The 14,551-nt window shown below is 33.6% G+C and carries 6 protein-coding genes and 2 rRNA genes; 7 read left to right on the top strand and 1 reads right to left on the bottom strand.

Going from position 1 to position 14,551, the window contains the following annotated elements; translation table 4 throughout:
* Positions 1-5 precede the first annotated feature (5 nt).
* The 5 genes from ACPYPZ_RS02675 to ACPYPZ_RS02655 all read left to right on the top strand — a co-directional run bounded on the left by ACPYPZ_RS02675 (position 6) and on the right by ACPYPZ_RS02655 (position 6,745).
* Positions 6-857: a TIGR00282 family metallophosphoesterase gene (locus ACPYPZ_RS02675; protein WP_426461035.1), complete on the top strand. Its 852-nt coding sequence runs from the start codon at positions 6-8 to the stop codon at positions 855-857.
* A gap of 43 nt (positions 858-900) precedes the next feature.
* On the top strand, positions 901-1,140 hold the full coding sequence (locus tag ACPYPZ_RS02670; RefSeq protein ID WP_426461034.1) for a hypothetical protein: 240 nt from the start codon (positions 901-903) through the stop codon (positions 1,138-1,140).
* Positions 1,141-1,384: 244 nt separating this feature from the next.
* A 16S ribosomal RNA gene (locus tag ACPYPZ_RS02665) occupies positions 1,385-2,892 on the top strand.
* Between the two features lie 299 nt (positions 2,893-3,191).
* A 23S ribosomal RNA gene (locus ACPYPZ_RS02660) occupies positions 3,192-6,078 on the top strand.
* Together the 16S and 23S rRNA genes form the textbook arrangement of a ribosomal RNA operon.
* 115 nt (positions 6,079-6,193) lie before the next feature.
* The gene (locus tag ACPYPZ_RS02655; protein WP_426461033.1) at positions 6,194-6,745 is read left to right on the top strand and encodes an inorganic diphosphatase; all 552 of its coding nucleotides are present in this window, start codon (positions 6,194-6,196) and stop codon (positions 6,743-6,745) included.
* A 57-nt stretch (positions 6,746-6,802) separates the two neighbouring features.
* Here ACPYPZ_RS02655 and ACPYPZ_RS02650 read toward each other — a convergent pair whose 3' ends face one another.
* Positions 6,803-12,337 carry a lipase family protein gene (locus tag ACPYPZ_RS02650; protein ID WP_426461032.1) on the bottom strand — a complete coding sequence of 1,845 codons (5,535 nt, stop codon included), beginning with the start codon at positions 12,335-12,337 and terminating at the stop codon, positions 6,803-6,805.
* Positions 12,338-12,507: 170 nt separating this feature from the next.
* Between ACPYPZ_RS02650 and ACPYPZ_RS02645 the strand changes: the two genes are divergently transcribed.
* Both ACPYPZ_RS02645 and ACPYPZ_RS02640 read left to right on the top strand, forming a co-directional pair.
* Positions 12,508-13,806: a glucose-6-phosphate isomerase gene (locus tag ACPYPZ_RS02645; RefSeq protein ID WP_426461031.1), complete on the top strand. Its 1,299-nt coding sequence runs from the start codon at positions 12,508-12,510 to the stop codon at positions 13,804-13,806.
* Positions 13,807-14,523, top strand: a complete 717-nt coding sequence (locus tag ACPYPZ_RS02640) for a pseudouridine synthase (RefSeq protein ID WP_426461030.1) — start codon at positions 13,807-13,809, stop codon at positions 14,521-14,523.
* Positions 14,524-14,551 lie beyond the last annotated feature (28 nt).

Below are 14,551 nucleotides of genomic sequence, written 5' to 3'. Positions count from 1 at the left end.
AGACTATGAAAAATACAGAATTAAATACAGAGAATAAACTAAACATTCTATTTATTGGTGATGTTTTTGGTAAACCAGGAATTAAAACGGTTGGTAAAATCCTACCTCAATTAAAAGACGAATATCAAATTGACTTTGTTATAGCTCAAGGAGAAAATGCTACAGGCCGTAAAGGACTTAATTTATCTGATTATAAAGAATTAAAAGAATGCGGTGTTGATGCTTTTACAATGGGAAATCATGTTTGAGCAGAAGCTGAAATTTTTGAATTTATTGATACAGCTGATATTATCCGTCCACTTAATATTAATAATACTTATCCAGGAACAGGAACTAAAGTTTTTAAAATTAATAAAAATAATATTGAATATTCATTAAGAGTAACAAGTATTATGGGTATTACTTTTAACCAACTTATGAAACCTTGAACTGAAGAATATGCGAATAACTTCTTTGATGCAATTGATCAAGTCATTGAACATGAAGAACCAACAGATTTTCACTTTATAGATTTTCACGGAGAAACCACAAGTGAAAAATATGTGTTTGGACTTTATTTAGATGGAAAAATTGATGCTCTATGCGGAACACACACACATGTGCAAACTAATGATTATAAATTATTACCTAACGGAACTTGCTATATTACTGATGCTGGAATGACCGGACCACAAAATTGTGCAATTGGTGCAAATTTTGAAGAAGTATATGAAAAAATGAGATACGATGCACGTAAACCATTCCACGTTAGCGACAATGATACTCAATTTAATTCTGTATTAATTCAATTAGACCTAGAAAAGAATAAAGAAAAAAATTCAATAAAACCATTAAATTATATAAATATTAAATTATAATATTAGTAATATATCTCATATAACTATATTAAAAGGAGCGACTATGTCACAAACTAACTTAACAGTTAACAGTACAACAGATCAAGAAGAACAAAAAAGAAAAAGAAATAAAAAGATCTTAACAATTGTTTTATCAATTATTCTTGTAGTTTTAGTTGTGTTAATTTGTGTTGAAATAGCTTACATTGCAGACTTCTATATTTATAGAGATTCTGGAAAAGATGGCTTATTATGAACTGCATCTCAAAGACTACACGGTTTATTCGGAACATATAATAATTAAAAAAGAAAATAAGCAAAAAAGCTTATTTTTTTATTGACTTTTCTTTAAAACGTGTTAGAATATTATCAATCACTTTCTGAGTGATAAACTAAATAAATAACCAAAAAGCAATTGCTTAAAATAAGAAATAAAAAAATTAAAAAAAAGATTTTGATTTTAAAAAATTTCTTATATAATACTTAAGCAAACAAATTGCAAATAAAGTTCTTTGAAAACTAGATATATACAATACATGACAGTCAATTTTTTCGAGAGTTTGATCCTGGCTCAGGATGAACGCTGGCTGTGTGCCTAATACATGCATGTCGAGCGGAGTTCTTCGGAACTTAGCGGCGAATGGGTGAGTAACACGTACTTAACGTGCCCTCTAGATTGGAATAACGCTGAGAAATTAGCGCTAATGCCGGATACTTATTAGTTTCGCATGAAATTAATATAAAAGGAGCGTTTGCTTCACTAGAGGATCGGGGTGCGTAACATTAGCTAGTTGGTAAGGTAATGGCTTACCAAGGCGATGATGTTTAGCGGGGTTGAGAGACTGATCCGCCACACTGGGACTGAGATACGGCCCAAACTCCTACGGGAGGCAGCAGTAGGGAATTTTCCACAATGGACGAAAGTCTGATGGAGCGACACAGCGTGCAGGATGAAGGCCTTCGGGTTGTAAACTGCTGTTATAAGGGAAGAAAAAACAGAGGAGGAAATGCCTTTGTCTTGACGGTACCTTGTCAGAAAGCAACGGCTAACTATGTGCCAGCAGCCGCGGTAATACATAGGTTGCAAGCGTTATCCGGAATTATTGGGCGTAAAGCGTCTGTAGGTTGTGTGTTAAGTCTGACGTAAAAACTTGGGGCTCAACCCCAAATAGCGTTGGATACTGGCACGCTAGAATTGTGTAGAGGTTAGCGGAATTCCTAGTGAAGCGGTGAAATGCGTAGATATTAGGAAGAACATCAACATGGCGAAGGCAGCTAACTGGGCACATATTGACACTGAGAGACGAAAGCGTGGGGAGCAAACAGGATTAGATACCCTGGTAGTCCACGCCGTAAACGATGATGATTAGCTGATGGGAACCATCGGCGCAGCTAACGCATTAAATCATCCGCCTGAGTAGTATGCACGCAAGTGTGAAACTTAAAGGAATTGACGGGGATCCGCACAAGCGGTGGAGGCATGTGGTTTAATTTGAAGATACGCGTAGAACCTTACCCACTCTTGACATCTTCCGCAAAGCTATAGAGATATAGTGGAGGCTAACGGAATGACAGAATGGTGCCATGGTTGTCGTCAGCTCGTGTCGTGAGATGTTCGGTTAAGTCCTGCAACGAGCGCAACCCTTGTCCTTAGTTAGATGATCTAAGGAGACTGCCGGAGTAATCCGGAGGAAGGTGGGGACGACGTCAAATCATCATGCCTCTTACGAGTGGGGCAACACACGTGCTACAATGGACGGTACAAAGAGAAGCAAGACAGCGATGTGGAGCAAATCTCAAAAAACCGTTCTCAGTTCGGATTGTAGTCTGCAACTCGACTACATGAAGTCGGAATCGCTAGTAATCGTAGATCAGCTACGCTACGGTGAATACGTTCTCGGGTCTTGTACACACCGCCCGTCACACCATGGGAGCTGGTAATGCCCAAAGTCGGTTTTGTTAACTACGGAGACAACTGCCTAAGGCAGGACTGGTGACTGGGGTGAAGTCGTAACAAGGTATCCCTACGAGAACGTGGGGATGGATTACCTCCTTTCTACGGAGTACAACGACTTATCTATATATAAGTCATCTTATTACCAGACTATTTTTATTATCAAATATTGTAAATTGTTATGTACTATGTTAATAGTCCATAGATATATCTAGTTTTGAGAGAACTTTCTCTCATTGTTCTTTGAAAACTGAATAGTAAAGATATTACAACGACATCAAATTAAATAAATTAAATTTTGGTTAATTTGTTTTGATTGATACCGAGTAATTATTACAATGTAATAATTTATTGAAATGTCTTTGAATATACATCAACAATAGGTTTATACTTAAATTAACTTTTAAATAAGTAAGAGTTTGTGGTGGATGCCTTGGGTCTGGAAGTCGATGAAGGACGTGATTACCTGCGATAAGCCTCGTGGAGCTGGATATAAGCTACGAAGCGGGGATTTCCGAATGGGGAAACCTAACCAGATTAATCTCTGGTTGCTATGCAATGAATAAAATAGTTGCATTTGCGAGACACGTTGTGAACTGAAACATCTTAGTAGCAACAGGAAGAGAAAATAAATAATGATTTCATCAGTAGCGGCGAGCGAACGTGAAAGAGCCCAAACCAGCATTAGCTGGGGTTGTAGGACTATCTACATAAAGTTACAAATTCTTATCATAGCAGAAATAGTTGGGAAGCTATAGCACAGAAGGTGATACTCCTGTATGCGAAATGGTAAGAACTTTTGATAGTATCCTGAGTAGGGCGGGGCACGTGAAACCCTGTCTGAATCTGCCGGGACCATCCGGTAAGGCTAAATACTAACCAGACACCGATAGTGAACTAGTACCGTGAGGGAAAGGTGAAAAGAACCCCGGGAGGGGAGTGAAATAAAATCTGAAACCACTTACTTACAATTAGTCAGAGCTCGTTAATGAGTGATGGCGTACATCTTGCAGTATGGACCGGCGAGTTATGTTGACATGCGAGGTTAAGTGGAAAAAAGCGGAGCCGCAGAGAAATCGAAGTCTTAATAGGGCGTTTAGTATGTCGACATATACCCGAAACCATGTGATCTATCCATTGAGCAGGCTGAAGCTTAGTTAACCCTAAGTGGAGGGCCGAACCGTAGTACGCTGAAAAGTGCCCGGATGACTTGTGGATAGTGGAGAAATTCCAATCGAACTTGGAGATAGCTGGTTCTCCTCGAAATAGCTTTAGGGCTAGCGTCCGATGTTAAACTTTGGTGGTAGAGCACTGAATATGGAATGGCCGCGCCTAGCGGTACTGACTATAATCAAACTCCGAATACCATTGTGCATTGTCGGGCAGTCGGAACCGGGGTGCTAACGTCCCGGCTCGCGAGGGCAACAACCCAGATCGTCAGCTAAGGTCCCAAAATCATGTTAAGTCAGAAAGGTTGTGTGATTTCATAAACAACTAGGAGGTTGGCTTAGAAGCAGCCATCCTTTAAAGAGTGCGTAATAGCTCACTAGTCAAGAGATTGATGCGCCAATAATGTAACGGGAGTAAAACATGATACCGAAGCTACGGGCACGAAAGTGCGTTAGAGGAGCGTTCTAAATGCGGCGAAGCATAACCGTGAGGATATGTGGAGCGTTTAGAAGTGAGAATGCCGGTATGAGTAACGATTCGTGGTGAGAATCCACGACGCCTATTGGGGAAGGTTTCCTGGGCAAGGTTCGTCCACCCAGGGTTAGTCAGGACCTAAGGAGAGGCTGAAAAGCGTATCCGATGGACAACAGGTTAATATTCCTGTACTACCTTTTATGAGTGATGGAGTGACGGAGAAGGATAGCATTACCCATTATTGGATTTGGGGGTAAGCACCGACTGGTGAGTATAGTTAAATGCGTACTCTATAACCGGAATGTGCGATGCATAGGAACTAGTTTCTGAATTATGTGATTTAATGCTTCCAAGAAAAGCTTCTAAGCGTTTACATATTTGGTACCTGTACCGAGAACGGACACACGTCCCCAAGATGAGTATTCTAAGGCGCGCGAGAAAACCATCGTTAAGGAACTCTGCAAAATGGTCCCGTAAGTTCGCAAGAAGGGACGCCAACGCAAGTTGGCCACAGTAAATTGTGAGGGGCAACTGTTTATCAAAAACACAGCTCTCTGCTAAACCGCAAGGTGATGTATAGGGGGTGAAGCCTGCCCAGTGCCCGAAGGTTAAGTGGATGCGTTAGCTTATGCGAAGCGTTGAAATGAAGCCCGGGTGAACGGCGGCCGTAACTATAACGGTCCTAAGGTAGCGAAATTCCTTGTCGGCTAAATACTGACCTGCACGAAAGGCGCAATGATCTCTCAACTGTCTCAACAATGGACTCGGTGAAATTATGGTCCCGGTGAAAACGCCGGGTACCCGCATCAAGACGAAAAGACCCATGGAGCTTTACTACAACTTCGTATTGGAACTTGGCCTAACATGTGTAGGATAGGTGGGAGACTTTGAAGTTAAGGCGCTAGCCTTAATGGAGTCGACCTTGAAATACCACCCTTGGTATGTTGAGTTTCTAACCTGCCTCCGTGATCCGGAGGGGAGACAGTGCGTGGTGGGTAGTTTGACTGGGGCGGTCGCCTCCTAAAAGGTAACGGAGGCGTTCAAAGGTACACTCAATACGGTCAGAAACCGTATGTAGAGCGCAAAGGTAGAAGTGTGCTTGACTGCGAGACCTACAAGTCGAGCAGGTGCGAAAGCAGGACTTAGTGATCCGGCTATACGTTATGGAACGGTAGTCGCTCAACGGATAAAAGTTACCCTGGGGATAACAGGCTTATCTTGCCCAAGAGATCACATCGACGGCAAGGTTTGGCACCTCGATGTCGGCTCATCGCATCCTGGAGCTGGAGTCGGTTCCAAGGGTTTGGCTGTTCGCCAATTAAAGCGGTACGCGAGCTGGGTTCAGAACGTCGTGAGACAGTTCGGTCCCTATCTGATGTGGGCGTTGGAATATTGATGAGAGCTGCTCTTAGTACGAGAGGACCGGAGTGGACGTACCGCTGGTGTTCCAGTTGTTCCGCCAGGAGCATAGCTGGGTAGCTAAGTACGGAAAGGATAACCGCTGAAAGCATCTAAGTGGGAAGCCTCCTCAGAGATAAGTATTCCCTTGAAATTCCTTGTAGACGACGAGGTTGATAGGATGGAAGTGTACGTGTAGCAATACATTTAGCTGACCATTACTAATAAATTGATAGGTTTAAAAGTTAAGATGTATATTAGACATTTTAATGAATTATTCATTTACTATTCAGTTTTGAAAGAACTTTACCCAAGAGGGTATTTTTTTATGCTTTTTTGTATCTTATGATATCATTAATTTATGAAAAAAATAATACAAGTAAAAATCGAAATTTCAAAAGACTCAAAAATTAAATATGAATACAATAGAAAAACTGGAGAAATCGAAGTAGACAGAATTTTAAGAGGTGATTTCACTTATCCAGCTAACTACGGATTTATTCCAGAAGCATTAGACTGAGATGGTGATGAATTAGATGTTTTAGTTTATTCACCAGAACAATTTACTCCAGGTGTTAAATTAAACGCAAGAATTATTGGTGCAATGAAAATGATTGATGATGGTGAAACAGATACAAAATTAATCGCAGTTCATGATGATGATTATAGATTAGACCACATTAATACATTAACAGACTTACCAGAACCATTTTTAAACACAGTTAAAACATTCTTTAGTACATACAAAAATTGAAAACGTCCAGGAATTACATCTGTAGATGGGTTTGAAGATATCGAATGAGCAATTAAAGAATATGATGAATGCGTTGAATTAATGGAAAAATATGGTTCATTAGATAAAAAAGATTTCATTGCAAAAATGAAACAAGAACACCCAGAAAAATATTTATAGTTTTGAGTTAAATTTATTGGATAAAAAAACTAGGATTTCTCCTAGTTATTAGTCACATTATTTATGTGACTTTTTATTTTTCCCTTTTTTAATAAGATAATAACTTAATCAACCAATTAATCCAATACCTACAATACTAAGAGGTATTACATATCAATTTTTCTTTAATCATGATTGAGCTATTTCTTGTTTAGTTGGTTCTGGTTCTGTAATTAAGTTGATTGCATCATTAATAACTTTTTGAATTACTAAATGATACTCTGTTACATTTATTTTGTGAATAGTTTGATAGTCATTTAATGTTATTTTTGCTGGATCAATACTATTTTGTTTGATTAATTCAAAGAATTTATTAGTGATTAAAAGACTTTCTAATTTATTATAGTTGTCTTTTAATGTAAAATTATCAATTTTACTAATTGCATCTTGTAATTGCTCAGGTGAATTATTTGCTATTGCATCCACTACTAAATGAGCAGCTTTTAATTCTTGTTCCATTGGTTTAATTTCATTTTGAATTTTATTAATTAAATCCACAAATTTGATAGGTTCTTTATTAAACTCTTCGTAATTTAAGTTTTTAAGAATTGTATCTTTTCAAGACTTTTGAGCATCTAAATACTCTGTGATGATAATTTTATTGTAGATAAAGTTTTCGTTAAATATAAGTAGGTTTTGATATGTATTTAAGACATCTTGATTAAGATTTAAGCTTTGTAAGTCGGTTTTTATATTTTGAATATTTGTAATATCGTTAATTCATTTGTTATAAAGATTATCAAGACTTTTAACAATTTCAGTATTAGTCTCAATATGTTTTTTATAGGTATTTGATGAATAATCATTATGAATTATTTCGTTTTTAATTATTTTATTAAATTGATTACTTACAAAAGTATTGTCTGTTAATGTTTCATAGTTTTTTGCTTTTATATTGTTAATTTCTTTTGCTTTAGTAATGTTATTTGCGAATGTTTGTTTTTCATTTGCTGATAAAAATTCTAAGGCATTGACTAACTCGCTAGGATTATTTATAGTTGTGTTAGTTTCTTTATTTTCTGTGGTGTTTGTTGATTTTGTAATTTTTTCTAATTCAAGTGAAATAACTTTGTTTTCTTCAATTTTTAAATTATTAAATTCATTTGTTAATTTATATTCACTAGGAAGTTGTAAATCGCTTTTTGAAACAATGCTGTTATATTTTTTAGTGATTGTTTGTGAAGAAACTTCTTTGTTTTTGAATAAATATTTAACTATTAATGTATATGAGTTAGCTTTAAGTTGAATAAAGTTAATTTCATTTTTAATGAGTTTTTCTAGTGATAATGCTTTTCTGTCAATTAATTCATAATGATTTGGAATTGTAATTGCAGCAAGTTCGCTAGGAAATTTATTAAATGGTTTTCCAATTAAGTTACTATCTTCATCTTTAAATTGCAACTCATAGAACTTAGCATCTTTATTCAGACTAATTTTTTCTGTTTGATTTGGTTTTGCAACAGTAATTACTTTAGGTGTGTTAACTATGTACTTGTAATTATCGTCTTCAAAGTCTTGTGGAGAAATGGTGTTTCCAAATTTTTCAAGCACATTAGTAGTTTTTAAAACTTTATCATCAAGAACATAATTAAGTACTACGTGATATGTTTTTGGAGTTACTTCGACATTTATATCTTCATCACCTTCATTTCTTGGTTCGTATATTGTTTCTGGATTTACTAAGTCATAATTTTCAAGCGGATTAGGTTTTACTTTTACATTACCAATTGATTTAATTACTTGTGTGTTTTCTACTGTTTTATTGTTGTAGATAAAATTAAACTTAGTTATATGTGGGATTGTAGATTCGTCGGCTCTTACTAACACATTAATAGGATTGTTATTAATAATGGTGAATGATTTTGTAGGTTGATCAATTAAGTATCCAACATTGTCTAATACAAAGTCATTAATATTTAGTGTTGCACCATATTTAATATTTAAAACATCAGTTTTAATGACTTTACTATCATTGGTTAAATATTTAACTGTGACATTAAATATTTGTGGAGTAACTCAAAGGGTATTTGTTTGATTTGGTGTGATGCTGTTGTTTTTATTGGAATCAATTATAAAACCAGTCGGAATATTTAATTCATTAAGTTTGTAAACTGATAAACTAGGTGCTTTTGTAAGAGAATATGTAGCACTATCTATTGTTTGATTATTATCAGAATTAATGAAATTAAATGTTGTGGTTCATTCTTTTAGTTCTTTTAAAAGATAGATATCGATTACTTTATTTTCTGTAGCAAGAGTTGGTGTATATTGTTCTTTTATTCTTCAATCAAAGTCAATGTTATTTGACTGTGGTAATGTTGGAAGAGTGATATTTTCATTATAAGGAACTTCTAAAGTATTAGTAGCAAGTTCGCTATTGTTGCTTTCATCGATAAATTTAAATGTAATTTGATAAATATTTTTCGTTACATCAATTCTATTTGTCGCTCCTTTAATTAATGCTAAATTATTTTGAGCTAAATGATATCCAACAGGAACAGTTAAATCTTGAACTTTTGGTTGTTGACTTTGTTTATATTGAATTACTTGCGTATCTAATAAGTTGTTTTGGTAAAAGAATTCAAAGGTTGTTGCAACAGTAGGTTTTGCAACATAATTTAAATTAATTTCAAAAGTTTCGTTTTTTGTTACTGATTCAACTACTGGTAGTTTTTCCTCAGCGATATATTCATAATCAATATCTGAAGGAGTAGGTATTTTAGGTAACAAGTATGATTCTTCAAATAAAACTGGTATTGTAATTGATTGAGTACCAACTTCTGGTTGAGTGTAATTAAAGTTATATGTAACTGTATAAGTTTTCTTTTGGATCTCGACTAAATTAGTTGTATCTTTAGTAATTTGTACACTAGCATTTTTTAATTCATATCCATTTGGAAGTTCTAAAACAGAATTATTAAATTGTTCGCTAGGTTTTAACTCAACAACTTGAGTTTTAATTGTTTTGCTTTCAAACTTGTATTCAATTGTTGTTGTGTGTTTAATTTCACGAACAAGTAATTTAACGTTAATTACTTTATTTTCTTGAACATTTTGAAGATTATCTAATTGAGTTTCTAAATAATATTCATAATCAATATTTGTACTTACTGGAATAGCAGGAGCTGTAAGATTTTCTTGATACTTAACTTTAAATGTTTTTGTTTCATTTAGTGGATTTGGTTGCTCTGCTGTGAAGTTATATGTGATTGTGAAAGTTTGCTTTTGAAGTTCAATTACATTAGTTGAATTTTTAGTAATTTCTACATTAGCATTTTTTAATTCATATCCAGTAGGAAGTTCTAAATTACTTTGGTTAATAGTATCACTTGGTTTATGTTCGATAATTTGAGTTTTTAAAACTTCGTCATTAAATTTGTATTCAATTGTTGTTGTGTGTTTAATTTCACGAACAAGTAATTTAACGTTAATGGTTTGATCTTCTTCAACATCAGTAATATTTTCTAAAGGGGTGTTAATGTAATATTCATAATCAACATTTGTACTTACTGGAATAGCAGGTGCTGTAAGATTTTCTTGATACTTAACTTTAAATGTTTTTGTTTCATTTAGTGGATTTGGCTGGTCTGCTGTGAAGTTATATGTGATTGTGAAGGTCTTCTTATCAATCAATACTTTTACTTTTTTATTTTTAAGTACCTTTTGGTTTGATTCGTGTAATTGATATCCCACTGGGATTCAAGTTTCTTGAATATTTATATCATTGTTATTTTGATCTTTAGGTAAATCTTTTTGCACATATTCATCAATTACTTGATTTGTTTCTGAGTCTACAAATTGAATATCAACTCTATCATATTGATCTGGCGAATAGTACTTTGTTTCTTTAAGCTGAACTACTATTGTTTGATTTTCTGCTAATTCAGTTATTCGTTTAAGTTGTGACTTATCTGATAATTCATATTCAAATTTAGTTGGTTGTGAATGATTAGGTAAAGTAGGTAGTTCGTAGTTTGCAAGGTTTTCAAGATTAACATTTACTGTTTTTGTTGCGATTTCTTTACCGTCACATATAAATAAGTATTTAACTGGATAGTTCTTAAGTTCAAGTTCAACATTTTTATCTTCAACTGTTTCAAATTCTTTGATAGTACCTTGTTTAATTTGATAATGTTCAGGTACATTTTCTTTAATTTCTTCTGCAAATCTTTGTTGATTGAATTGAATAGTTTTAATGCTTTTTAGATTTTGAGATTTATAAAGGTAATTAATTGTTAATAAATTAGGTTGTAGGGTTATTTTTTTTAATTCAGGTTCATAATTATGAATTTCAGATCAAGTTGTTTTTTGACCAGCTTCAAATGCTTTTTTAACTACTGCATCTTCTAAAAATGAACTAGTTGAGTGTTGTCCGTTTGTCTCACCTAAAGGAACATTAGGTTCAAAAAATCCGATTAGAGGCTTAACCACATTATCGTTTTCCACAACATAGTGCGTTGATTTTCCTTCGCTATTTAATTTGTTGCTTTCTTCTAAATAATCACTATTTTTGATTTTAGGAGCATTAAAAGTATAGATATGAGTAACTTTATGTTTTCCAAATTTAGAACGATCTTTAATCCCTGCAACTTGTGCTAAGTATCCACCTAATGAGTGTCCTGTAATGTAAACTTCATTTACTAGGTCACGGTCCTTAATTTCACTTACAGGGATTTCTAAAGTAGTTCCAGGATCATTTATCTTATCGTGAAGGAAATAAAAATCTTTATTAGTTACATAACCTATCGCCTCTTCAGCGTGTTTATCTTGTGCGGTTTTTGCACCAAAACCAAGCTTTAGATCTTCAGTAGCATCTGAAAAAACACCTTGAGTACCACGGATTGCTAAAACATTAATTGTTTGACTTTTAATAAACGGAAGATCACTTTGGTTAGTTAGTCAGTACGCGTCAAAACCACTTCGACTTTTGTGTCATGACATTACTAATTTTCAGTATCTTGCATATTCTCTTTGAAAATTAACTCAGAAAGTGAAATTTTTTTCTGTTTCATCTTGACCAATAAAGCTCTTTAAATCGTCCTTTTGATTTTCAAAATCATTATAAGTAGAATCATTTAAAATGTTTTTGATTTGTTCTGTATCTCTATATGCTAACTTTTCAAAAACCGATGCATCTCTAGGACTTCAATTCCATTGTAATGGATCGCTATCTTGACTATCAATAATTCCATCACCATCTGTATCTTTTAACCTTGGGTGTGAATTGTATTTATAATACTTCTTACCATCAATTGTTGTGATATAAACTTCATCTTTATTTTTTAGACCATCGTTATCATCGTCGACATCTGGATCAAGTGGTGGTTGATTATAAATGAGTGCATCGTAATATCCGTTTGGATTTTTTGCATCAGGTGCATATAAAATTTCACCTCTGCTCATTTGCTCTGCATATTCTTTTGTTAAAAGTTCTTTATTGTTATCATCTTGATTTTCTCGTACATCTTCTGTAGTTGTTGCACTAAAAATCGCAACAACTGGTGAAATTGCTAAAGGGAATATTAATAAGGATTTTTTTCAATTTTTCTTCATATTTCCTCCAAAAGTTTCTAATAATATAATTTTATCAATATTACATTATTTTTTTGATGTGCTAAAGAATTTTTAAGCTTGATTTAAGCGTGTAAAAAGGTAAATAAAGAGTAAAAAACTTACTTGAAAACAAACAAGAAAATATATAATTTATACAAAATGGAGGAAGTATGAAATTAACACACTTAGAATTAAATTTAAAAAACGCTTTACCTCATGGTTTACAAGATATTGAAAACTTTCAAGGTAAAGTATCAGAAATTCACGAAGCTGTTAAAAACAAAACAGTTGCTGAAAAAGACTGATTAGGTTGATATGATTTACCAACTAACTACGATAAAGAAGAATTTGCTAGAATGGAAGCAAAAGCAAAACAATGACAATCACAAGGAGTTGAAGTTGTTGTTGTTATCGGAATTGGTGGTTCATACTTAGGAGCTAAAACAGGATATGACTTTATTTATGGTCCTTACTCATATAAAAAACCAGCAATGGAATTAGTATTTGCTGGAAATGATATTTCTGCAGAAGCTTTATATAGTAAATTAGAATATGTAAAAGATAAGAAATTTGCAATTAATGTTATTTCAAAATCTGGTACAACTTTAGAACCTTCTATTGCTTTTAGAGCATTTAGAGAATTATTAGAAAGTAAAGAAAGCAATTCAAAAGATTTAATTGCTGCTACAACAGATAAAGCAAAAGGTGTTTTATTTGAATTAGCTACAGCTAAGGGATATGAAAAATTTGTAGTTCCAGATGACATTGGTGGAAGATTTTCAGTTTTAACAGCTGTTGGATTATTCCCATTCTTATGTGCTGGAATTGATGCTAAAGCAATGCTAGAAGGAGCTGCTTTAACAAACAAGGAACTTTCATCAGATAAAATTAGTGAAAATGCTGCATATGCATATGCTGCTACAAGATATTTCTTACATAAAGAAAAAGGATTTGCAGCAGAAATGATGGTTTCATATGAACCAAAAATGCAATACTTCGCTGAATGATGAAAACAATTATTTGCAGAAAGTGAAGGAAAAGATGGAAAAGGAATTTGACCAATGAGCTCAATTTTCTCAACTGATTTACACTCACTTGGACAAATGATTCAAGAAGGAAGCAAAATTTTATTTGAAACAGTATTAACACTTAAAAATCCTTCATACAACATCAAATTTGAAGCTGATAAAGAAGATTTAGATAAATTAAGTTACTTAACAGGAAAAGATTTACACCAAGTAAATAATGTTGCTTTTGAAGCTACAACAAGAGCACACGTAGAAGTAGGACAAGTTCCAAACATCCACATTTTATTTGATAAATTTGATGCCGCTACACTTGGAAGTTTATTTATCTTCTTTGAAAGAGCACTTACAATGTCAGCATATCTTTTAGGAGTAAACCCATTTAACCAACCAGGTGTTGAAGTTTACAAAAAGAATATGTTTGCAATGTTAGGAAAAAAATAGTTGTCAAATATTAAAAGACTAGATTGAGTTTTAACAAATTTTGTTAATGTTTCACGTAAAGAAGCTAAGCAATTAATCCAAAGAAAAAAAGTTTATGTAAATGATATTCTTGTTACAAAAATAGTAAACATTGATTTAGAACAAGATAAGATTAGGGTCAATGATTATCTTGTTGGTCTAAAACAAAATTATTATTTTGTGATGAACAAACCAAAGGATTATGTTTGTGCTAATTATGATGATGTTTCAAAAACTGTTTTTGAGTTAATGAATGACTTTGATAGTCAGATTAAAAATTTGCATACTGTTGGACGTTTAGATAAGGATACTACCGGACTTCTTATCATCACTAACAATGGTGAATTTTCACATCAACTAACAAGCCCAAAAAAACACTTAAATAAAACCTATAAAGTTACAGTTGATAAACAATTAAGCGTCGATTTGGTCCATAAATTTGCTCAAGAGATTATTTTATCTAATGGTGAAATCTGCAGACCATCTGAATTAACAATTTTAGATGATTACAATGCTTTATTATCGATAAATGAAGGCAAATATCACCAAGTAAAACGGATGTTTGCATCTTTTGGATATAAGGTAATTGAATTAGATAGACAAAAAATTGGGAAATTAGATTTAGCGACTTTAGATTTAAAAATAGGTGAATATCGCGAATTAACAAATGCTGAGTTAGAACTTTTAAAGAATAACTAATTAGAACAATCTTGAAAACAAGGTTGTT

The organism is Mycoplasma hafezii (genome assembly GCF_049942695.1).
GTDB lineage: Bacteria > Bacillota_I > Bacilli_A > Mycoplasmatales > Metamycoplasmataceae > Mycoplasmopsis > Mycoplasmopsis hafezii.
Note: the sequence above shows the minus strand (reverse complement) of the source record. Positions and strands in the feature narration are given on the sequence as shown.